Raw genomic sequence first — 21,247 nt, forward strand, 5'->3', positions numbered from 1 at the left:
ATCAGGTCCGCGGGAACGTGAAGAACACCGTCTCGGACGGGCCCTGCAGATGGATGTCGAAGCGAAGACGACCGTCCGTCTCGCGCGTGGCCACCAGGCCGTCGACGGCGTCGGTGGCGTCGGGCAGGTAGATCCGCGTGAACAAGCGGTCGAGCAGGCCGCGCGCGAACACCGTCACCGCGAAGAACGGCAGACCCGGCTCCACCGTGCTGAACCAGTAGTGCCCGGCCGCGTCGGTGCAGCAGCGGCCCCAGCCGGTGAACGCGGACCCGCGGCGTCGCAACGAACCACCGACGGCCGGAACGACACCGGAGGCGTCGGCCTGCCGGATCTCGATCATCGCGTCGGGCACCGGGTCGCCGGCGCCGTCGTAGACGTGGCCGTGCAGGACGACGGAGCCTGCCGCGCCGAAGGGCACCAGCTCGGAGTCGCCCGGATAGGCGAGGGCGTGGTGGAAGAACGGGCCGACGGTCTGGCCGGGAGTCGCTTCAGTCATCGGACGGCTCCAGGTAGGTCGCGTGGCTTCCGGTCAGCACGATGTCCCAGCGGTAGCCGAGCAGCCACTCGTGCTCGGACCGGGAGTGGTCGTAGGAGGCGATCAGGCGCGACCGAGCGGCCGGGTCGGTGATCGACTGGGCGATCGGGTCCAGGGCCAGCAGCTGGTCGCCGGGGAAGTACATCTGCGTGATCAGCCGCTGGGTGAAGTCCGTGCCGAACAAGGAGAAGTGGATGTGGGCGGGGCGCCAGGCGTTGTGGTGGTTGCGCCACGGGTAGGGGCCCGGCTTGATCGACGTGAACGAGTACCAGCCGTCGTCGTCGGTCAGGCAGCGGCCGACGCCGGTGAAGTTCGGGTCCAGCGGTGCCGGGTGCTGGTCGCCCTGGTGGGAGTAGCGGCCGGCGGCGTTGGCCTGCCAGATCTCCACCAGCTGGCGGCGCACCGGGCGGCCGTCGCCGTCGAGCACGCGGCCGTGGACGCGGATGCGTTCGCCGATGGGCTCGCCTCCGCGCTGGACGGTCAGGTCCGCCTCGACGGGTGCCACGTCGGAGTGCCCGAAGACCGGGGCGAGCAGCTCGGCGCCCTCGGGGTCGACGAGCTGGAGCTCCTTCGTCGGGTGGCGCAACAAGGTGCTGCGGTACGGCGGGAAGTCCAGCAGCGGCGCACCCGCCGGCGCGTCGGCATGGATCTTCGCGATCTCGTCGCTGATCTCGTGCTGACTGGTCGTCACGGGATCAAACGCTAAGGACGCGTGGCGGACGCCGTCGACCAAAGTCTTCCGCTGAACGGAAAGCATGCTCGACTTGACGCGATCGAGACGACCGCCCATATTGGGAGGATGCCCAGGGCCAGCGTGCGGGACCAGATCGTCGAAGCCGCATTCGAGCAGTTCCACCGGCACGGCTACAACGCGTGCGGCGTCAAGCTGATCACCGACAGCGCGGGTGTGCCCAAGGGCTCGTTCTACAACCACTTCGAGAGCAAGGAAGCGCTCGCGCTCGTCGTGATGGACCGCTACGGGGAGACGCGGCACCTCGACAAGCTCACCGACACGTCGGCACCAGCGCTGGTCCGGCTGCGCAGCCACTTCGAAGCGCTCGCCCAGGACATCGAGGACTTCGGCTACGAGCGCGGCTGCGTGTACGGCAACTTCAGCACCGAGGCGGCCGACCACATCCCCGCCATCCGGGAGGGCGTCGCGGCAGCCTTCGACCAGTGGGCGAAGGCGATCACCGCGGCGATCCGCGAGGCCCAGGCCGACGGCTCACTGACCACCCGGCAGGATGCCGGCGCCCTCGGCCGCTTCCTGATCAACGCCTGGGAAGGCGCCATCGTCGGCGAACGGGCGGCCAAGGACGGCTCGTCGTTCGCCGCGTTCTTCACCGTCGCGTTCGAGACCGTCCTGCACTGAACCGGAAGCAAGGCTGAACCGGGAATAAATATGACCGGTCGTCTCAATCCTTGACGGGACTAAGACGACCGGTCATATTGAGGTCATGAGTGACATCCAGCCCCGCTTCCGCACCATCGACGGCCTGTCGATCCGGTACGCCGAGAGCCCCCGTCAGAAGCCCGCCGCACTCCTGCTCAGCCCGTGGCCGGAGAGCCTCTACGCCTACGACGCCACCTGGTCGCGCCTGGCCGAGCACGCGCACCTGATCGCGGTCGACCTCCCCGGCTTCGGCCACTCCGAACTGCGCGAAGACCTCCTCAGCCCCAGCGCGATGGGCGAGTTCATCGTGCGCATCGCCGACGAGTTCGGCCTGACCGAGCCCCACGTCGTGGGCCCGGACATCGGCACCAGCGCGGCCCTGTTCGCCGCGGCGAACCACCCCGGCCGGTTTCGCAGCGTCGTCATCGGCAGCGGCGGCGCCCTCGTGCCGACCGACCTGGGCACCCCGCTGCACGAGTGGGTGCACGACGAGGACCTCGCGCCGTACAAAGCGTTGGGCTCCAAGGACATCGTCACCATCGCCATGGACGCGATCGAGGGCTACGAGCTACCGGACGTGGTGCGCCAGGACTACCTCGCCGCCTACCAGGGCCAGCGGTTCGTGGAGCAGCTGCCCTACGTCCGCGCCTACCCCACCGACCTGCGGACCCTGAACGGCCTGCTTCCCGCCATCACCACCCCGGTCCAGCTGATCAACGGCGCACACGACCCGGTGGTCCCGGTGTCGAACGTCGAGCACCTGCACAGCAAGCTGCCGAACAGCAAGCTCGACGTGGTCGACGCCGGCCACTTCGTGTGGGAGGAGAACGCGGACGAGTACGCCAGGATCGTCACCGAGTGGTGGCAGGCGAACTGATCATCCCACCGTGCAGGCCGCTCCGTTCAGCGTGAACGAGTCCGGCACGGAGTTGGCACCGCTGACAGAGGCGTTGAACCCGAGCGACACCGAACCGTCAGGCACGATCAACGCGGTGTAGCCGGCGTTCGTGACGGTCACGTCCGCACCCGACTGAGACACCGCGGCATTCCACATCTGCGTCACGGTCTGCCCATCCGCATAGCGCCAGCGCAACGTCCAGCCGTTGATCAGCTCACCGCTCGCGTTGCGCACGGTCACCTCACCCTGAAACGCACCGGGCCATTCGCTGTTGACCCGGTACACGACAACACAAGGCGGAGCGGGAGGAGCGGTCGAGGAAGGAGAGGGCGGTGCGGGTGCGGGTGTCGAGGTTGGACACTCCTGCGCCCACAGCCCGAGTTTCGCCTGCGACGCCTGGCTTTCCGCCTCGGTGAGCGGGCCGCCGTCCACTCCAGTGGTGCGCAGCATGCCGCTGCGAACGGCGAGCAACGCGAAGTCGGTGCCGTCGGACAGGATCAGCGACACCTCGCCGGGTGTGATGCTGGAGACACGAACTTCCTTGTCCAGCAACGTCTTCGTCGTGAAGTCCAGCGCCGCGGCTGCGGCGCACGATGGCGGCTCGGCGAGCAACGAGATCCGGGCGCGGGTGCCGTCCGCGAGTTCCACGGTGCGGCCGTCGATGACGGCACGCACCTTTGTGGACGGCTCCGCTTCCGAAGGCGACGAGGAGGACACTCGTGGTGCCGGCGAGGGCGTGCCGCCCTGCTCGGCCGTGCAGGCTGTGACGAACAGGGCCAACAGCACCACCAAGTGCTTCCGTGCTGCCATTGGACAAATCTATCTCCGGTGGCAGCGCGTGCAATCGGCTGTTCGGAGTTGATCAACTCGGGCGTTCAGAGGCCACAGTCGCCGTTGCGCGGTTGGTCACCAGCCGTTCACCGGCCCGTGGTGACCAATGGACAAGATCATGGCATCCATGATCCCTGCCGACGGAGGTCTTGAAGTGCAAACCCTGCAACCGCACTGGGCACATCGTCTGCTCGCCGCTCTCGCCATCGTGGCGTCCGTGCTCGGCGTGACCACTGTCGTGACGCCCGCCGCCGACGCGGCCGTCTACAGCTCCTGCACCCAGACGCGCTGTTCCGCGGCGCGCTCCGCCAACTCGACCTGGTCGTCGATGGGGTACCCGAGCGTCCGCGACTGGTACGACTGGCCGAACGGCCAGTGCAACTTCGCCGGCGGCACCTTCCAGAACCGCGAGGGCCAGCTGCCGTCCGGCCACCGCTACCAGGAGTTCGACGTCTACCCGCGCGCCTGCGGAGCCTCCCGGGACGCGTACCGGATCGTCGTCGACCGCACCAACGGCAACGTCTACTTCTCGCCGGACCACTACAGGAACTTCTACCGCCTCTGACGCCGCACCGGGCGCTGCGGCCGAGCCACGGCCGCAGCGCCCGCCAGGCTCACTTCCCCATCGCGCCGAGGGCACGCTTGAGCGACGACTCCGGGGTTTCCACGGCCGAGTCGAGCACCAGGTGGTCTTCCTCCCACGGCTCCCACAGGCCGCGCATCCGCCCGACGCGCGTCCACGGAACCGTGGGATGCCAGCCAGGAATGCCCCGGTCCCGCCCCTCGATCCGCTCGCGGTGCAGGTTCTCGTCGGAGCAGGCGCACTCGACGCCGACGAACACGCCGCCGAGCCGTTCGGTGAGCTCGCGCAGGCGTTCCCGGTTCGCGCGGGTGTGCCCGGCCACGTCGACGACCACGTCGATCCCGAGCTGGACGTGCCGGGCGATCGAGGCGGCGACGTTCAGGTCCACCAGCGATACCGCGAACCCGTCCAGCTCTTCGAACGGCGTCATCGTGCCCAGCAACCAGTCCATCGAGACGATGGGCCTGCGCAGAGTGCGGGCGAGCGGCTCCGCGAGCGTGCTTTTGCGCGCTCCGGGAATGCCCGCGATCAGCACGACGTGAGGGCACTCGGTGGTCGGCTCGAGGTTCAGATAGCGCTGTAGGCATCCTCCGTCATGCCACCACCTGAACAGCGATGCGGGCTCCCATGATCGCTGTTCGCTCTCGGGGCAATCCGCTGACAGCACCCTCACGGGCGGTTTCGTAGCCTCGGCACATCAGGAACCGATGAGAAGGAGCGGGTGTGCCGAGGTTTGCCCTGGTCGTGGCGTTGCTGACCGCGCTGACCGCGTGCACGTCGACCCCGCCGGCACCCGCCCCGGCGCCTGCGTCCAGCAGCACCCCACCGCCTCCGCAGACCTACGTGTCGATCGGTGACTCCTACGCCACCGGCTTCGCTCCGGGCGGCACCGGCGAGAGCTTCGCGCAGATCGTCGCGAAGCAGTCCGGGCTCAAGCTGATCAACCTCGCCTGCAACGGCGCCACCTCCGCCGACCTCGGCACCAAACCCGCGTGCGGCCAGGACGCGGGTGGCAGGACCCAGCTCGACGCGGCGGTGGAGGCGTTGCGCGCCACGAAGGCAGGGCTGGTCACCATCGTGATCGGCGGCAACGACCTGGCGCCGTGCGCGATCGCCCAGGACCCGCTGCAGTGCGCGACCACGACCGTCACCGCCATCACGACCAACGTCGCCGCGGCGCTCGCCGAGCTCCGCGAAGCCGCGCCGGACGTGAAGATCGTCGGGTTGACCTACCCGGACATCTTCCTCGGGGCGTGGGTGAACCCGTCGATCCCGAACGGCAAGAACATCGCGCGCCTGTCGGTCACGATGTTCCAGGACTTCAACAGCAAGATCGCCGCCGTGTACGCCGAGTTCGGTGCGAAGTTCGCCGACGTCACGAACACGACCGGCGGCTACGGGGCGCTGACGGACCTCACCCAGGACCCGAAGTACGGCCGGATCCCCGCCTCGGTGGCCAAGGTGTGTGCGCTCACCTACTTCTGCGACCGCACGGACGTGCACCCGACGCCCGCGGGCCACCAGGCGATCGCGGAGGCCGTCACCGCCGCGGGTCGCTGAACTCCGCCCGCACCCTAGTTCCTTCACCCACGGGCGAGTGCACGGTGAGCCGTCCGCCCACGGCCGCCACGCGGTCGTCCAGCCCGCGCAGCCGAGAGGCGCCACCGCTCCCGTTGTCACTCACGTCGACCGTGACCAGCCCGTCCACGCAGGTGACCTCGATCCTCACCTCGCGGGCCTGTGAATGCCTGATGGCGTTCGTCAGCGCCTCCGCGATCACGAAGTAGCAGGTCCGTTCCGCGACAGGCGAAAGCCGTTCCTCCGGCACACCCACCAGCACCGCCGGAACCGCGGACCGTTCGACGAGCGAGATCAGTGCGGGACCGAGTCCGGCGTCGGTCAGCAGGACGGGGTAGATGCCGCGGGCCAGCTCGCGCAGTTCGTCCAGCGCCTTGGCGAGCTCGTCGCGTGCGGCGGCCAGCAGTTCGGGTGAGCTTTCGGCCAGCTTCAGCGTGAGCAGGACCGAGACCAGCCGCTGCTGCGCGCCGTCGTGGAGATCGCGTTCGACCTGGCGGCGTGCCTCGTCGGCCGCTGCCACGATGCGCCGCAGCCGCAGCTCGTTCTGCACCGCCAGCGCCGCGCTCGCCGCGACCGCCCGCACGAAAGCGGGATCCAGCGCGGGATCGTGCACGAGCGCCGCCAGCCGCGTGCCACCGGCTTCGAGGTAGGTGACACCGCGCGAAGCAGGCGGCACCTCGCCGTAGACGATCTCCAGCGACGGGTCGTGCAGGGTCCTCGCGAGCACCGAGCGCAGGTCGTCCGGCAGCCCGGCGCCGAGCGACACGGCCAGCTCCCCCACCGCGGACCGGTCCAGCCGCGCCCGCAGCAGCCCGTAGAGCAACGCCAGCGGCCATCCGACCAGCACGACCTCGGTCGACCACTGCAACGCCGCCTGCACGCCCGGCGGCAACCCGAGCAACGCCGCCAGGTACGTGACGACCACGGTCAGCCCGATCGCCGCGCCACCCCACACGACCGGACCCAGATCGCGCCGTGCCACGCTGCCCGACCGCAGCCAGCGCGTGATCATCCGCGCGAGCAGTGCACCGAACAGCACGATCCCGCTGGTCATGACGACGACCGCGACCGCGGGGACGTCCGGAGCCGAGACCTCACGGATCACCACGATGTTCTGCGGCTCCAACGGCGTCACCAGCAGATAGCCCACGTTGACCGGCACCGTCAGCAAGTAGGCGACGCTCACCACCACGAGCTGCCAACGACTCGTGATGCGTCCGGTCGGGAAGGTGACCAGCAGGTGGCCGAGCACCGCGAGGTAGAACGTCTTGGTGGCGACCCCGATCGCGAACGCGGCGTCGTTCTCGACCGCCCCGGCCAGCCGCACGAACCACGCCAGCCCGACCGCGATCATCAGCTGCCCGCTGCGGCTGTCCGGGCGCCGGTCCGCCGCCTCCAGGCCCGCGCCGATGAACGACAACCCCACCGCGAGGTTGAGCACGACGGCGGGCACCGAGACCTCGTAGCCGCCCCAGACGAGCGCGCCCAGCGCGAGGAATCCGGTGCCCAGCCAGAGGATTCTCATCGGCGCAGGTAGGCGAGCACTGCCAGCACGCGCCGGTTGTCGTCGGGCCCCTGCCGCAGGCCGAGCTTCGTGAACACCGACCGCACGTACGCCTCCACCGTCTTGGGGCTCAGGAACAACCGCTCGCAGATCGCCTGGTTCGACCGTCCCTCGGCCATCACGGCGAGCACCTCGCGTTCGCGTTCCGACAACGACTCCAGCGGGTCGTCGACCCGCCGCCGTCCCACCAGCGTCGCCACCACGCCGGGTCGATCACGAGCCCGCCCGCCGCGACCCTGCGCACCGCGTCGGCCAGTTCGGCGGGGTCGGTGACCCGATCCTTGAGCAGGTAGCCGGCGCCACGCGCCTCCTGGTCGAGCAGCTGCAACGCGTAGTGCGGCTCGACGTGCGCGGAGAGGACGAGCACCCCGACGTCCGGGTGGTTCCTGCGGATCTCCTGCGCGGCGTCGAGCCCTTCGGTGGAGAAGCCCGGCGGCATCCGGATGTCCACGACCACGACGTCCGGCGGGGCGGCGCGCACCCGAGCCAGGAGCTCGGCCGCGTCACCGGTCTTCGCCACCACCTCGAACCCCGCGTCGGTGAGCAAACGCGCGACACCCTCGCGGAACAGCGCCGCGTCGTCAGCCAGTGCTACCCGCATGGGGCGATGGAACCACGTGCTCGACCCGCCTGCGCCGCCACATGAACAACACGACCGCGTTCACCACGACGAGTCCTGCCGCCGCGGGGTAGAAGAGCTGCATCGCGCCGGCGGTGTCGCTCACCACGAACGACCACACGATCTTGGACAGCCCACCGCCGTTGATCGCGACGAGCGCCCAGATCAGCGACCTCTGCCACAACGCCGCCGCCAGCCCGCCCAGCATCACCGGGACGAGGAGAGCCACGGCGATCTTCGCGAGCGTCCACTCCCCCAGCAGGTACTCGCGCTCGGCGGCGAGGAACTCGATCGCGCCGGGGGCCGGGTGCTCCGGCGCGGGGAACCACGCCATGCTCGTCGCCAGTGCGACGAGGGTGACCGCGATGCCCCACCCGCTGCGCCTGTAGCTGAAGTACGCGAACGGCAGCAGGAACAGCGGCCGGATGTACCAGCTCAGCTCGTTGTGGTGCCGTGCCCACGCCCACGCGGCGAGCTCGTTGAGCCACTCCATCATCGTCTCCTTCCGAGTGACTCCCAGGGTTCGCTGTACCGCTCCGCGGGACCACGAGGACAACCCGTGAACTGAAAGCAGGGTTGGCCCCGTATTACCCGAAAGCCTCTGTCGGTCGGCGGCGCCGGCTGACAGGCTCTGGAACGGTTGCCGCAGCGAGGAAGTGTTCGATGACAGTGCTCCCGCAAAGCATGGACGCCCTGCACCGGCTCAGCGACGCCGTCGACGGCTTCCTGCGCAGTGAGAAGGAGTTCGACCTCACCGATCCCGCGACGCACATGCTGGTCGGCGGCCGGTTCCGCACGCTCGGCACGCAGATCGGCGCCAGCGTGCTCGCGGGCGTGCCGGACGAGGACATCGCCGCGATCGTCCAGCCGGCCCGGTCCGCGTGCGCCCGCTCCCCGTTCATGCGGAGCGAACAGGAGTGGGCTCGCGGCTATCCCGGTGACCACCAGCTGATCGAGCACGTGCTGGCCCAGGCCAACGCCGCCGCGCCGGGCACCCTCGCCTGGCACGTCGAGGCCAGCCTGCAGAGCTCGGCGATCACCCAGCAGCTGCGCAACCGGGTGATGCACCAGGCTCGGCTGATCAGCGACGTGCTGACCGCACCGCGCAACGCCCCGCGCTCGGTGCTGCTGATCGCGTCGGGAGCCGCCCCCGAGCTGCGGCACATCCCGCCGGGCATCGTGCGGCCGGGCGACCGGTTCGTGCTCACCGACGTGGACCCGGACGCGTTGTCGCTGGCGCAGAAACGCCTCGGCCTGCTCAACGACTTCACCACCGTTGTGCACGGCAACGTCTTCCGCGCTCTGGGCGCGCTGGCCGAGTTCGGGCCGTTCGACCTGGTGCTGGTGAACGGCCTGTACGACTACTTCAACGACCGCGCGGCCGTCCGTCTGACCGAGGCAGTGCTGACTCGGCTGTGCCGTCCTGGCGGCACGTTCTACTTCTCCTGCACCGGTGTGGGGAACCCGTTCCGGTGGTCGTTGGAGTACCTGATGGAGTGGTCGCTGATCGAGCGCGACGAGGCGGCCGTCCGGGCTCTGCTGCCGGGTTGCGACGTGTCGGTGGGCGTTGATCCGACCGGGCTGGCGCTGCTCACGCACGTTCGAGCTCGGCGCTGAACCCCTTCACCAGCAGCCAGACCGCGAGCACCATCTCGTTGACCGCCAACGGCACGAAGAGCGCGCCAGCCTGCGTTTGGGTGAGCACGTCGAGCAGCACGAGCACGGCACCGGCCAGATACGGCACCACGGCGACCAACGCCCACATGGAGATCCACCGCGGCACCAGCCTCGACCGGAACAGGAGAACGTTCAGCAGCACGACGCTGACACAGAAGTAGATGGCGCTGGCGTGGCCCCACAGGTCGTCGATCTGCAGGCCCGCGATCGGTGCTATGGCCGTCATCAGGAACACGACTTCCAACGTTCTCGCGACGACGTACCCCATCGCGGTGCCTTCGCCGTGTTGTTTGAGGACAGGGAACAGCGTTGGTGCGATGAAGGCGATGGCCACTGCCATGAGGAACACCATCAGGCCTCTGGTGGTGCCTTGTGTGGACGCGCTGACCACTCCGGCGGCCGTGGCGGTGATGAAGAGGGAACCAACAACACGTGCTGTCATGGCGCTGAGATTGGCTCGTGCTGGTGTGCGGCTGGTGTGCGTGTGGTGTGTGAGAATTCGCGAGTGTGGATCGGTTTGCTCGGTGGTGTCCGCGCCACCACCGGCGACGGCGAGCCGGTCGACATCGGTTCGCCCAGGTCGCAGACGGTGCTGGCGGCACTGGCGTTGTCCGCGGGCGTGCCGTTGCCGGTGTCACGGCTGATTGATCTCGTGTGGGGTGATTCGCCGCCCGCTTCGGCTTCGAAGGCGTTGCAGTGGCACGTTGCGCAGCTGCGGAAGTCGCTCGGGGCTTCGGTGATCACGCGGGTTGGCGCGGCTTATCGGCTCGACGCGGCTACTGACGTGTCGCGGTTTCGCTCATGTCTGCGGGCCGGTGACGTCGCCGGGGCGCTGACGGAGTGGGGCGGGGTGCCGCTGGCCGGCCTGGAGGCGCCGGGGTTGGCGGCGGCGGTAGCCGGGCTGGTCGAGGAGTGGCTGAGCGCGGTCGAGATGGACTTCTCGCGTCGTGTGGCGGCGGATCCGCGTGCTGTTGTAGGTGAGCTGTCGTCGTTCGTGGCGGACTATCCGACACGTGAGCGCCTCGCGGCGTTGTTGATGACGGCGCTCTATCGGACCGGTCGGCAGGCCGACGCTCTCGCGGTGTACCAACGGGTTCGGCAGCATCTTGTTGATGAGCTCGGGGTCGAGCCGGGGGCCGAGTTGCGTGCGGTGGAGCAGCAGGTGCTCGCGCATGCTCCGGTCCCGGCTCCGGTGTTGATCGGGCGTTCCGGTGATCTTGCGGCTGTTGCGGAGGCGTTGCAGCGGTCTCCGGTCGTGACGCTGGTGGGGCCGGGCGGGATCGGGAAGACGCGGCTCGCTTCCGTCCTTGGCGGGGCGTTCGTGTCGTTGGCGGAGATCACGTCTTCTGCTGACGTGCCGTGGGCCGTCGCGGATGCGTTGGGGATCGTCGAGCGGCCTGGGCTGACGGTGGCGCAGGCGGTGGTTGCCGCTCGGCCTTCATTGTTGGTGCTGGACAACTGCGAACACGTGCTTGACGGGGCGGCGGCGTTCGCTGCTGCTGTGTGTTCTTCGGTGCAGGTTCTGGCTACCTCTCGAGAGCGGCTTGCTGTTGCTGACGAGCAGGTTGTTGTTGTGGAGCCGTTGGACCTCGCTGCGAGCGTTGAGCTGTTTCACGTACGTGCGCGCGCTGCAGATCCCACGTACGTGCGGGATGCCTTTGTTTCCGAGCTCTGTGCACGGCTCGATGGGATTCCGTTGGCGATTGAGCTGGCTGCTGCACGGGTGCGGAGTCATCGGCCTGCCGAGCTGCTGACTCGACTGGACATCGGGGTGCGGCGGACCGGGGTGGCTCGGCATCGGACGTTGCGGTCGGCGATTCAGTGGTCTTATGGCCTGTTGTCGACTGCTGAGCGTTCGCTGTTCTGCCGGCTGTCGGTGTTCGCGGCGCCGTTCGACCTGAGCGCGGTGGCGGAGGATCACGTGCTCGCGGATCTGGTCGAGCGTTCGATGGTTGCTGTCCACGCTGGACCGTTCGGGCGGCGGTTCCGGTTGCTGGAGCCGTTGCGGCAGTTCGCCTCCGCCGAGCTCGGTGATCGTTCCGAGGCGGTGGCCGCGCACGCTTCCTGGTGTCTGCGGCAGGTTGCGGCCGTCGGTGAGCTGCTGACCGGGCCACGCGAGGCCGAAGGGGTCGGGCGGCTCGCCGAGCTGTGGCCGAACCTGCGGGTGGCCGTGGCCCGGGCGTTCGAGCGGGCGGATCTCGGGCTGGCCGCCGCACTGATCCGGCCGGTCGTGACCGAGCTGCCACTGCGGGGACGACGGGAGATCGGTGACTGGGCCGAGCGGCTCCTGAGCGGTGGTGACCGGGCCTCGCGGCTCTTGCCCCCTATGGCGGCTCACCACACACACGACGTCGGCCGGGTTCCCCCAAAATCAACGATAGCGGGTGGGTCTGACAGTCCCGGCGGCGTCGAGGCGAGCTTGCGCGCGTTCTGGCTGGTGTGGGTGGCTGAGCGGAACACGCAGGGTTCCAGGCCGGCCGAGCTGCCCGACGTGCCGGACCACCCGCTCGGCCGCTATGCGCGCGCCTACTCGTCCGGGGACGGGCACGAGCTCGCGCGGTGCCTGCCCGAGGCACTGGACTCGGTGGACTCGCCTGACCTCAGGGCGTTCCTGGAGCTGATGCCCGCGGGCACGCTCATCGGCGTCGGGCAGTTCGAGCACGTCGACGGGAAGGTCGCCGAGCTCGCCGTCCGGTATCGCGCGCAGGGGCCGCCGACGCTGCTGCACTGGTCGCTGCAGACGCTCGGCTACTCGGCGATGTTCCAGGGGCGCGATCCCGAGCCGTTCTTCGACGAGGCGGCGGACGTCGAGCTGCCGGCGGGCACGTTGTCGGCCACCAGGACGACCCGGGCTCGGGCGGCGTTTCGGCGCGGGGACGAGCGGCGGGCGTTCGAGCTGCTCGCGGAGCACATCGACGAGCTGCTGGAGACCGGCAACGTGGTGGCGGCGAGCGTGGTGGCGGTAGAGTTCATCGCCATCACCAAGGTGAGGCTGCGCGGGGAAGCGGCTGTGATGCTCGGCTACCTCAAGCACGCCAACGATTTCGGGGCGCTGGCCGCGGAACGGCTCGTCAGCGGCATCACGACGACCGCGCCGGGGATGAGCGACCGGGAGGCGCTGCACCACATGCGTCAGGTGCTCAACGCAGCCCGTGCGCGATCCGGGTCACGAACGCCACCAGCCGGTCAGGCGTGAACTTCTCCGGATCCGTCAGCACAAGACGACCGGACATCTCGGCCAACGCCAGCATCGCGTGACCCAGCAATGCCGAGTCCAGGTCGTCCAGGCCGCCCAGCTCCTTCACCCCCAGAGCCGCCAGGTCCTCGATCTGAGCCAGCACCCCCGCGCGCACCAGCTCGACCTGGGCTCGGAACTCGCGTGGCGTGCCCTCTGGCGGGAGCAGCACGAGACGCCAGCGGTCCGGTGCCTCCACGACGGCGTTCACGAAGACGCGGACGGCGTCGGCGAAGGCGTCGTCCGGGGAGCGGGTGGCGAAGTCGGTCGGGAGGGCGGCGAGGACCTGTTCGGTGGCGCGGGTCGCCTCGCGTTCCAGCAGGGCGCTGATCAGGGAGGAGCGGTTGGCGAAGAGGTCGTAGAGGACGGGTTTGGTCACGGCGGCCTGTTTGGCGACCGATTCCATCGTCACCGTGTCGAAGCCTGCCGGGATCAGGCTCAGGGCGGCGTCCAGCAGCTGCTCGCGGCGCTGTTCGGGTGGCAGGCGGCGGGCGTACTTCCGGCGCGTTGTGCTCACGGGTCCATATTGCTACGGTGGCGTAGCTTTCACAAAGCTACGCGGGCGTAGTAATTGCTGGAGGTACGCGATGGAGCCGGACAACCTCGTACTGCAGCCTCGTGACGTGCAGTTCGACTGGTCGACGCTGCCGATGCACTGGGTGCCGGACGAGCCGGTGACCACGCACGTCATGAACGTCCTGCACCTGCTGCTGCCTGAGGGCGAGCGGTGGTTCGTGCGCACGTTCCAGCAGGCCGTGCCGCTGATCACGGACGACACGTTGCGCGAGGACGTGCTCGGGTTCATCGGGCAGGAGGCGATGCACGCCGAGGCGCACAGCGAGGTGCTCGACCACCTGCTCGCCAACGGGCTGGACCCGCGGCCGTTCACGCGGCAGATGGAGCACGTGTTCCGCCGGACCCTCGGGCCCACGGCCGGGCTCGGCGAGGAACAGGCGCGCGAGCAGCTCATCGAGCGGGTGGCGATCGTGGCGGCCGTCGAGCACTTCACCGCGTATCTCGGCGACTGGATGTTGAACGCCGGCGCGCTCGACCGGGCGGGCATCCACCCCGTGATGCTGGACCTGCTGCGCTGGCACGCCGCCGAGGAGGTCGAGCACCGCAGCGTCGCGTACGACCTGATGTGCCACCTCGACCGCCGCTACGTGCGCCGGGCGCGGACGATGCTGCTGGTGGCGCCCGTGCTGTTCTGGCTGTGGGTGCGGGGTGCGCGGTTCATGGTCAAGGCCGACAAGACGACGAAAGCGCGGCTCACCTGGCGGGAGGCGATGCGGGCCGGGCGGCGCGGGTTGCTGCCGAAGCTGTCGGAGATCCTCCGGGCGTTTCTGCGGTACTTCCACCCCGCCTACCACCCGAAGCAGGAGGGATCGACGAGCCAGGCCATCGCCTATCTGGCCTCCTCCCCCGCCGCACGGGAGGCGCACTGATGCTGCGCGGACTGACCTGGTTCGGCACCTTCTACGACGCCGCGGTGCTCAGGATCGGCGGCAGGGCGCGTCCGGGCACGGCGCGGGATGCGTTGTGGCTCAACGTGGTCGAACGCCAACGGGTCGCGGACGGCGTCGTGAGCCTCAGACTCGGAGGAACCGGGCTGCCCGCGTGGCAGCCCGGTTGCCACCTCGATCTGCACCTGCCGTCCGGGCTGCGCCGCCAGTACTCGCTGTGCGGAAACCCGGAAGACGACACGTACCGGATCGCGGTCCGCGAGGTCGGCGCAGGGTCACGCGAGGTGCAGTCGCTGCACGTCGGCGACCGGGTCCGGGTACGAGGACCGCGCAACGCCTTTCCGTTCGCCGGCATCGGACCTGTCGTGTTCGTGGCGGGCGGCATCGGGATCACGCCGATCCTGCCGATGGTCCACGCGGCCGCGAAAGCCGGCCTCGACTGGCGGCTCGTGTACTGCGGGCGGTCGACCACGGCGATGCCGTTCCTCGACGAACTGCCCATCGGCCACGTCGACATCAGGATCGGGCGCGGCGGACCACTCCTGGACGACGCTCAACCCGGCGGTGCGGTCTACTGCTGCGGCCCGGCGTCGATGCTCGACCAGGTCAGGGCCGAGTTCTCGGGGCGCTGGCTGCACTTCGAGCGGTTCAGCCCGCCGCCGATCACCGGCGGACGGCCGTTCACGGTGGAGCTGCGCCGCAGCGGGGTATCCCTGCACGTGCCCGCCGACCGGTCAGCGCTCGACGTGATCAGGGACTTCCGGCCGTCGGTCGCCCACTCGTGCCGGCAGGGGTTCTGCGGCACGTGCGACGTCGGCGGCGTGCGGATCTGCGTGGACAGGCCAACCGGTGACCGGCTAGTCGTGGAGGAACTGTGAAGGTGCGTTCCGGAGAAGTCGAGCTCGCCGTTCAGGTGCGCGGCACCGCCGGGCCGACCGTGGTCCTGGTGCACGGATATCCCGACACGCACACCGTGTGGGACCGCGTGGCGGCGATCCTGGAGAAGGACTTCCGGGTCGTCACCTACGACGTGCGCGGCGCGGGCGAGTCGACGCCACCCTCCATTGAGGACGGTTACCGGCTCGAACACCTGGCGCGCGACCTGTTCGCGGTGATCGACGCGGTCAGCCCGGACGAACCGGTGCACCTGGTCGGCCACGACTGGGGCTCGATCCAGTCGTGGGAGGCGGTGACCACGCCCGGTGCGCGGATCGCCACGTTCACCTCGATCTCCGGGCCGTGCCTCGATCACATGGGCCACTGGTCGCGCAAACGCTTGTCGGTCGCGCACGTCCGGCAGTTCGCGAGGTCCTGGTACATCGGCGCGTTCCACCTTCCGGTGCTCGCGCCGCTGTTCTGGCGCCTCTACCTCGGCCCGCGCTGGGGAGACGTGCTCAGGCGCCTGGAGGGCGTCAAAGCCGAGCCCGCGAGGACGATCACCCGGGACGCGGTGCGCGGAATCTCGTTGTACCGGGCCAACATCCGGCAGGTCATGCGCAACCCGCGGCACCGCATCGCACCCATGCCCGTGCAGGTCATCCAGCCGACCCGTGACCGCTACATCCGCACCGAGCCCCTGGACCTCGAACGCTGGGTGCCGTCACTGCGCCGCCGCAGGATCGCCGCAGGGCACTGGGCGCCGCTCAGCCATCCGGAGCAGCTCAGCAGGATGATCGGCGAGTTCATCGGCGACTCCGCTCCCCCACGTGAGCTCGTCGTGATCACCGGTGGCGGCAGCGGCATCGGCAGGGCGACCGCGGTGGCGTTCGCCGAGGCCGGCGCGAAGGTGCTGGTGTCCGATGTGGACTTCACCGCGGCCGGGGAGACCGCGGGCATGGTCGGCGGGCACGCCTACGAGGTCGACGTGCGCGACGAGGAAGCGGTGAAGGCCTGGGCGCGGCAGGTCGCCGACGAGCACGGCGTGCCCGATGTGGTGGTCAACAACGCCGGCATCGGCCACTCCGGGTCGTTCCTCTCCACGTCGACCGAGCAGTGGCGACGGGTGCTGGACGTCAACCTCTGGGGCGTCGTGCACGGTTGCCGCGCGTTCGGCGAGCTGATGGTCGAACGCGGAGAGGGCGGTCACATCGTGAACCTGTCGTCGGCGGCGGCCTACGTGCCGTCGAAGATCCTCTCCGCGTACGCGACCAGCAAGGCCGCGGTGTTCATGCTCTCGGACTGCCTGCGGGCCGAGCTCGCGCCGCACGCCATCGGCGTCAGCGCGATCTGCCCCGGGCTCGTGAACACGAACATCACGGCCACCACGACGTTCTCCGGCGTCAGCGCCGAGGAACAGAGCCGCAAGCAGGCCCGTGCGTCCCGCGTCTACGCGCGGCGCGGCTTCGGGCCGGAGGGCGTGGCCGAGGAGATCGTCCGCGCCGTCCGCCGCAACCGCCCGGTCGTCCCGGTGACTGCGGAGGCGAAGGCCGCACGACTCGCGAGCCGCGTCGCTCCTGGCCTGTTGCGCGCGTTCGCCAAACTAGACGTCGGCTAGTTCGCCGCCGAACGCGGCGGCGAGCCGGAGCCAGGGTGCGGCCTCCTCCGGCCGTCCGTGCCGCTCCAGCGTCCGTCCGAGCAGCAGGTGCGCGTAGTGCTCGACCGGGTCGCGGTCCACGATCGCGCGGAGCTGCGCCTCCGCCTTGGCCAGCTGGGCCGAGTGGTAGTAGGCGCGGGCCAGCAGCAGGCAGAGGTCCGTCTGGAACGGCACCTCCTCCACGACCTCGGCCAGCAGCTGCGCGGCCCTGGTGTAGTCCTTGGACGCGAACAGCAGCTGTGCCCGCTCCCACTTGTCGGCCGCGGTCTCCACGTGACCGGCGTCGAACAGGCGCGTCGCGGTGACCCAGCGGTCCTCCGCCACCTCACCGTTCGGCTGGTAGGCGTTGAAGTTGTCGCTCATCGAACCTCCCTTCCGGACGCGTACAACGTCGTCCGGCGGCACGTATTCCCGTCAGATCCGGCGGACGAGACGGAGCGAGCGCGCACAGGTGCCTGTTCCGTCCAATGTGGAGGCACCGCCGAGGTCGCTGATCGTCGGCCCGTTCACCGTCTTGCGGCTGGAGACGAACCGGTACCGGCCGTCCTGGTCACGCCCCACGTACACGCCCACGTGGTCGAGCCTGCCGATGACCACCTCCTGGTCGGCGTCGAAGAGCACCAGGTCACCCACCTGGATGTCGGCGAACGTCCCGTCACCGTGCACGATCACACCGGGACCGCTCGGGCCGATGTCGCGCGACCTGCGCGGGAGCACTGTGCCGTCGAAGTCGGCGGTGTCGTCGTAGACCATCGGCACGCCGAGGTGGTAGCCGAACACCATGCCGCCCTGCCCGCCGGGCGCCACGCAATTGCGGCGGTCAGGCCGTGACCACGACCTTCGCCCGCGCGTGCTCCTTCTCGACGTGCCGGATCGCGTCCGGCACGTCGGTCAGCGGGTAGATCCGCTCGATCACCGGCACCAGCTGTCCCGACTCGGCGAGCTCCCGCAGCGCGGCCAGGTTCTCCTTGCCGGGCTTGGCCTCCAGCACCACGAGCCGCTGCCGGGCGAACGGCCCGAGCACCTTGCCCTGGATGATCAGCCGGTACGGGCCGAACAGGACACCGCCGGTGAAGCTGCCTCCCCCGGACAGCACGAGCGTCCCGTCCGGGGTGAGGGCGCCCCGCAGCTCGCTCATCGACCGGTTGCCCACGAGGTCGAAGATCAGGTCGTAGCGTTCACCGGCGCGGGCGAAGTCGTCGGTCCTGTAGTCGATGACGTGATCCGCGCCGGCCGCCCGCACCTGCTCGACGTTGCGCGTGCTGCACACCCCGGTCACGATGGCCTTGCGCGCCTTGGCGATTTGCACCGCCATCAGCCCGACGCCGCCGGACGCGCCGTTGATCAGCACCTTCTGCCCGCTCTGCAGGTCGCGCAGGCCCATCCACGCGGTGTTTCCCGCCAACGGCAGCGTCGCCGCCTGCTCGAACGTCAGGTTCGACGGCTTGTGTTCCACCAGGTGCTGCGGCACGCACACGTACTCGGCGAAGGCGCCCTCGACCTCACCGAACACCTCGTCCCCCACCTGCAGCAGCCCGTTCACACCGGGCCCGACTGCCTCGACCACGCCCGCGAAGTCGAGCCCCCTGATCCGGGTCTTCGGCCCGCGCAGCCCCAGGAACAGCCGTGCGAAGTACGGGTCGCCCCGCATCACGTGCCAGTCGGCGGCGTTCACCGACGACGCGCGCACGCGCACGAGCACCTCCCCGGCGCCGGGCACGGGCCGTTCGACCTCTCTGAGTTCCAGCACGTCCGCCGAGCCGTACCTGTCCTGCACGATCGCCTTCATCGCGGCCTCCCTCGTTGGCAGGAAGTTAAGCCGTGGCAACGCACATCCACATCAGGGACGACCCCTAGTGGCGTGGCCCGATGTCACCGGACCTCGCCCGTCTGCTCCTTGACCATGTACTCGGCGTACCAGTCGGGCCAGTTCTCGTCGTACTCACCGCCGTTGCGCTTCTCGTACTCACCGTGCGCCAGCGCTGCCCTGCGCAACGCCGAGGCCAGATCGGCGATCGACGTGTAGGACGTGTCGTCGGCGTCGACCCGGCCGGGAAGACGGGTGGTCACCTCCTGCAGGATCCACGTGTTGCCGTCCGGGTCGGCGAACTCGGCGCGGGTGAAGTAGCTCCGGCGTTCCGGGTCGGCGCCCTCGACGGGACCGTCCGGGCCGCCGTGGTAGAGCGGGCCGACCTCGATCCCTGCGGCGAGAAGGGCCTCGTGCGTCTCGACGATGTCCGAGACGATCAGGAAGTGCCGGCCGGAACCGGGTGCGGCGGTCGTGACGCCCTCGCCGAAGTGGATGGACGCGCCGGAGCCGTACGGGGTGAACTGCACGACCCACGGCGGGGTGACGTCCAGGCGCCAGCCGAGGCGGCTGTAGAACTCCTTGGCGCGCTCCACGTCGGTGACGGGGATGACCGTGACCTCGATCTTCATGTCGATCTCTGTCAACTTCTTCACTTCGCTGTTTCCTTTGCCAGATCGCGGAGGCCGTTCAGGAAGGCCTCGGAGAAGGTCGGGAACGGTTGGACGACGTCGAGCAGCACGGACAGCGGGACCTTCGCGCGGATCGCGACGGTGGCCTGCTGGAGCCATTCGCCCGCCTCGGGGCCGATGGCGTGGGCGCCCGTGAGGACTTCGCCGTCGGAGACGAGGGTCAGGAAGCCGGGTCGCGTGTCGTACTCACGGGTGTAGGTGGCCGTGCGCGCGACGCCGGACAGGTGGACGGTTGCGGTGTACTTTCCTTCTGCCGCACCAACTGCGGCGACCTGCGGATCGGTGAACACGACCCGTGGCACCGCGTCGTAGTTGACACTGGCCGGCTTGCCGAGGATGTTCGCGGCGGCGACGCGGCCCTGGTACTTGCCGACGTGGGTCAGGTTCCACTGACCGGTGACGTCGCCGACCGCCCAGATGCCGTCGGCCACGTTCATCCGCTCGTCGGTGCCCAGCCCGTGCGGATTCGGTTCGACACCAACGGTTTCGAGCCCGATGCCCTCGACCCGCGGACGCCTGCCGGTGGCGACGAGGAGCCTGTCGCCGCGCAGCCGCGTGCCGTCCGGAAGGTCGAGCACGTACTCGTCCCCCTCCTTGGCGGCGGCGGTGGCGTGCGCGCCGAGGTGGAGCTCGACGCCGTCGGCGGCCAGCGCCTCGCCGAGCGCACGGCCGACCGCCTCCGGTTCGCGGGGCAGCAGGTGGTCCGCGCCGTCGACCAGCGCGACCGACGCGCCGAGGCGGGTGAACGCCTGGGCCATCTCGACACCCGTCGGCCCACCGCCGAGGATCAGCAGCCTGGCGGGGATCTCCTCGGCACCGGTGGCCTCGCGGTTCGTCCACACGTCCAGCTCGCGCAGGCCGGGGATCGGCGGGATGAACGCTTCCGAGCCCGTGGCGATCACGATGTGGTCGGCCGTGTGAGTCTCGTCGCCCACCGCGACGGTCTTCGGCCCGGCGATCCGGCCGTCGCCGCGCAGCACGTCGATACCGGTGTCACGGGCCCAATTCTCGGCACCCGCGTCGTCGTAGGACGAGACCATGAAGTCCCGCCACGCCAACGCCGCCCTGGCGTCGACCTGACCGGTGACCGCCTCCCGTGCGCCGGGCACGTCCCGCGCGCCGGCGACGGCCTCGCCCGCGCGCAGCAGCGTCTTCGACGGGATGCACGCGTAGAAGGTGCACTCACCGCCGAGCAGCTCGCGCTCGACCAGCGCGACGCGGAGACCTCCGTCGGCGACGGCGGCGGCGAAGTGCTCGCCGGGTGACCCGCCGCCGATGACGATGACGTCGTAGTGGGTCATCACACCCGTCCCGGCAGACGCGTCGTGACTTCCTGCAGGACCCAGCCGTTGCCGTCGGGGTCGCTGAACGAGGCGTACGAGGAGTAGCTGCGACGCTCCGGGTCAGGGCCCTCCACCCGCGCATTGGTTCCCGCGTGGTGGAACACACCGCCCTTGTCGTGGAACACCTCGCTGATCTGCACCCCACGGCTCGCCAGCTCCGCCCGCGCGGCCACGACGTCGTCGACGATCAGGTACAGGCCCTGCGCGCTGCCCGGCTCGGCGTCGGACACGCCGCTGCCGAAGATCACCGACGCTCCGGATCCCGGCGGGGTGAGCTGCACGACGCGCAGGCCGTCCTCGGCGGTGAAGTCGGCGTCCAGGCGCCAGCCCAGCGTCTTGTAGAAGTGCTCCGCGCGGTCCACGTCGGCGACCGGGATGACCACCACTTCGAGCTTGAAGTCCATCAGGACCATCTCCTTCGTTGTCGATGACACGAGACTGCTCGCGCCAGGGGGCCGCTCGAACCCGTGGAACACCCTGGTCACTCCCTGGCACG

Annotated in this window: 23 protein-coding genes and 1 pseudogene; 9 read left to right on the plus strand and 15 right to left on the minus strand. The window is 69.7% G+C overall.

Translation table 11 applies throughout. The features are described 5' to 3' along the window. Position 1 precedes the first annotated feature (1 nt). On the minus strand, positions 2–496 hold the full coding sequence (pcaG, locus tag C8D87_RS06135; protein ID WP_109636314.1) for a protocatechuate 3,4-dioxygenase subunit alpha: 495 nt from the start codon (positions 494–496) through the stop codon (positions 2–4). Continuing rightward, on the minus strand, positions 489–1,226 hold the full coding sequence (pcaH, locus tag C8D87_RS06140; RefSeq protein ID WP_233441925.1) for a protocatechuate 3,4-dioxygenase subunit beta: 738 nt from the start codon (positions 1,224–1,226) through the stop codon (positions 489–491). The genes pcaG and pcaH overlap by 8 nt, the downstream gene beginning before the upstream one ends. A gap of 108 nt (positions 1,227–1,334) precedes the next feature. Here pcaH and C8D87_RS06145 point away from each other — a divergent pair, with 108 nt between their 5' ends. Both C8D87_RS06145 and C8D87_RS06150 read left to right on the plus strand, forming a co-directional pair. After that, on the plus strand, positions 1,335–1,907 hold the full coding sequence (locus C8D87_RS06145; RefSeq protein WP_112225838.1) for a TetR/AcrR family transcriptional regulator: 573 nt from the start codon (positions 1,335–1,337) through the stop codon (positions 1,905–1,907). An 85-nt stretch (positions 1,908–1,992) separates the two neighbouring features. Beyond that, positions 1,993–2,805, plus strand: coding sequence for an alpha/beta fold hydrolase (locus C8D87_RS06150; RefSeq protein WP_112225839.1), 813 nt, complete (start codon positions 1,993–1,995; stop codon positions 2,803–2,805). Here C8D87_RS06150 and C8D87_RS06155 read toward each other — a convergent pair whose 3' ends face one another. Further along, on the minus strand, positions 2,806–3,636 hold the full coding sequence (locus C8D87_RS06155; protein ID WP_112225840.1) for a cellulose binding domain-containing protein: 831 nt from the start codon (positions 3,634–3,636) through the stop codon (positions 2,806–2,808). It lies immediately after the preceding gene. Positions 3,637–3,775: 139 nt separating this feature from the next. Between C8D87_RS06155 and C8D87_RS06160 the strand changes: the two genes are divergently transcribed. Then, positions 3,776–4,222 (plus strand): ribonuclease domain-containing protein, encoded by a 447-nt coding sequence (locus C8D87_RS06160; protein ID WP_233441926.1) that lies wholly within the window; start codon positions 3,776–3,778, stop codon positions 4,220–4,222. Positions 4,223–4,271: 49 nt separating this feature from the next. Here C8D87_RS06160 and C8D87_RS06165 read toward each other — a convergent pair whose 3' ends face one another. After that, positions 4,272–4,775, minus strand: a complete 504-nt coding sequence (locus tag C8D87_RS06165; RefSeq protein ID WP_170166321.1) for an AAA family ATPase — start codon at positions 4,773–4,775, stop codon at positions 4,272–4,274. Between the two features lie 188 nt (positions 4,776–4,963). Here C8D87_RS06165 and C8D87_RS06170 point away from each other — a divergent pair, with 188 nt between their 5' ends. Further along, a complete protein-coding gene (locus tag C8D87_RS06170; protein WP_112225842.1) occupies positions 4,964–5,800 on the plus strand; it encodes an SGNH/GDSL hydrolase family protein in 837 nt (278 codons plus the stop codon). On the opposite strand, the gene C8D87_RS06175 is transcribed toward C8D87_RS06170, so the two are convergent. The 3 genes and pseudogenes from C8D87_RS06175 to C8D87_RS06185 form a co-directional block, all read right to left on the minus strand. Beyond that, positions 5,781–7,343: a sensor histidine kinase gene (locus C8D87_RS06175; protein ID WP_112225843.1), complete on the minus strand. Its 1,563-nt coding sequence runs from the start codon at positions 7,341–7,343 to the stop codon at positions 5,781–5,783. The two genes, C8D87_RS06170 and C8D87_RS06175, sit on opposite strands and share 20 nt — an antisense overlap. Next, a pseudogene (locus tag C8D87_RS06180) lies at positions 7,340–7,983 on the minus strand (response regulator transcription factor). Before C8D87_RS06180 ends, C8D87_RS06175 begins: the two are co-directional and overlap by 4 nt. Further along, positions 7,964–8,497: a hypothetical protein gene (locus C8D87_RS06185; RefSeq protein WP_112225844.1), complete on the minus strand. Its 534-nt coding sequence runs from the start codon at positions 8,495–8,497 to the stop codon at positions 7,964–7,966. The pseudogene C8D87_RS06180 and the gene C8D87_RS06185 overlap by 20 nt, the downstream one beginning before the upstream one ends. Positions 8,498–8,664: 167 nt before the next feature. On the opposite strand from C8D87_RS06185, the gene C8D87_RS06190 reads away from it, so the two are divergent. After that, positions 8,665–9,618, plus strand: a complete 954-nt coding sequence (locus tag C8D87_RS06190; RefSeq protein WP_146771634.1) for a class I SAM-dependent methyltransferase — start codon at positions 8,665–8,667, stop codon at positions 9,616–9,618. Here C8D87_RS06190 and C8D87_RS06195 read toward each other — a convergent pair. Next, positions 9,593–10,120 (minus strand): DUF4386 domain-containing protein, encoded by a 528-nt coding sequence (locus C8D87_RS06195; RefSeq protein ID WP_112225846.1) that lies wholly within the window; start codon positions 10,118–10,120, stop codon positions 9,593–9,595. The genes C8D87_RS06190 and C8D87_RS06195 overlap by 26 nt on opposite strands. A gap of 63 nt (positions 10,121–10,183) precedes the next feature. Between C8D87_RS06195 and C8D87_RS06200 the strand changes: the two genes are divergently transcribed. After that, a complete protein-coding gene (locus tag C8D87_RS06200) occupies positions 10,184–12,874 on the plus strand; it encodes an AfsR/SARP family transcriptional regulator (protein WP_112225847.1) in 2,691 nt (896 codons plus the stop codon). Here the strand turns inward: C8D87_RS06200 and C8D87_RS06205 are convergent. Beyond that, positions 12,819–13,430, minus strand: a complete 612-nt coding sequence (locus C8D87_RS06205) for a TetR/AcrR family transcriptional regulator (protein ID WP_112225848.1) — start codon at positions 13,428–13,430, stop codon at positions 12,819–12,821. The genes C8D87_RS06200 and C8D87_RS06205 overlap by 56 nt on opposite strands. Positions 13,431–13,500: 70 nt before the next feature. Between C8D87_RS06205 and C8D87_RS06210 the strand changes: the two genes are divergently transcribed. Genes C8D87_RS06210 through C8D87_RS06220 form a run of 3 tightly spaced genes read left to right on the plus strand, consistent with a single transcriptional unit; the run spans position 13,501 to position 16,870 of the window. After that, complete coding sequence (locus tag C8D87_RS06210) at positions 13,501–14,358, plus strand: metal-dependent hydrolase (RefSeq protein WP_112225849.1); 858 nt, start codon at positions 13,501–13,503, stop codon at positions 14,356–14,358. Further along, a complete protein-coding gene (locus tag C8D87_RS06215; RefSeq protein WP_112225850.1) occupies positions 14,358–15,254 on the plus strand; it encodes a PDR/VanB family oxidoreductase in 897 nt (298 codons plus the stop codon). Before C8D87_RS06210 ends, C8D87_RS06215 begins: the two co-directional genes overlap by 1 nt. Then, on the plus strand, positions 15,251–16,870 hold the full coding sequence (locus C8D87_RS06220) for an SDR family oxidoreductase (protein ID WP_112225851.1): 1,620 nt from the start codon (positions 15,251–15,253) through the stop codon (positions 16,868–16,870). The genes C8D87_RS06215 and C8D87_RS06220 overlap by 4 nt, the downstream gene beginning before the upstream one ends. Here C8D87_RS06220 and C8D87_RS06225 read toward each other — a convergent pair. The 6 genes from C8D87_RS06225 to C8D87_RS06250 form a co-directional block, all read right to left on the minus strand. Further along, a complete protein-coding gene (locus tag C8D87_RS06225; protein ID WP_112225852.1) occupies positions 16,856–17,272 on the minus strand; it encodes a tetratricopeptide repeat protein in 417 nt (138 codons plus the stop codon). The two genes, C8D87_RS06220 and C8D87_RS06225, sit on opposite strands and share 15 nt — an antisense overlap. A gap of 51 nt (positions 17,273–17,323) precedes the next feature. After that, positions 17,324–17,716: an NlpC/P60 family protein gene (locus tag C8D87_RS06230; RefSeq protein WP_112225853.1), complete on the minus strand. Its 393-nt coding sequence runs from the start codon at positions 17,714–17,716 to the stop codon at positions 17,324–17,326. Positions 17,717–17,729: 13 nt separating this feature from the next. Further along, positions 17,730–18,698 carry an NAD(P)-dependent alcohol dehydrogenase gene (locus tag C8D87_RS06235; RefSeq protein WP_112225854.1) on the minus strand — a complete coding sequence of 323 codons (969 nt, stop codon included), beginning with the start codon at positions 18,696–18,698 and terminating at the stop codon, positions 17,730–17,732. Positions 18,699–18,781: 83 nt separating this feature from the next. Next, entirely contained in the window at positions 18,782–19,372 is a 591-nt protein-coding gene (locus tag C8D87_RS06240; protein ID WP_233441927.1) for a VOC family protein, read from the minus strand. Continuing rightward, entirely contained in the window at positions 19,369–20,709 is a 1,341-nt protein-coding gene (locus C8D87_RS06245; protein ID WP_112225855.1) for a dihydrolipoyl dehydrogenase family protein, read from the minus strand. Before C8D87_RS06245 ends, C8D87_RS06240 begins: the two co-directional genes overlap by 4 nt. Then, a complete protein-coding gene (locus C8D87_RS06250) occupies positions 20,709–21,155 on the minus strand; it encodes a VOC family protein (protein ID WP_112226298.1) in 447 nt (148 codons plus the stop codon). The genes C8D87_RS06245 and C8D87_RS06250 overlap by 1 nt, the downstream gene beginning before the upstream one ends. Between the last annotated feature and the right edge of the window lie 92 nt (positions 21,156–21,247).

Origin of the sequence: Lentzea atacamensis (assembly GCF_003269295.1) — a bacterium.
GTDB lineage: Bacteria > Actinomycetota > Actinomycetes > Mycobacteriales > Pseudonocardiaceae > Lentzea > Lentzea atacamensis.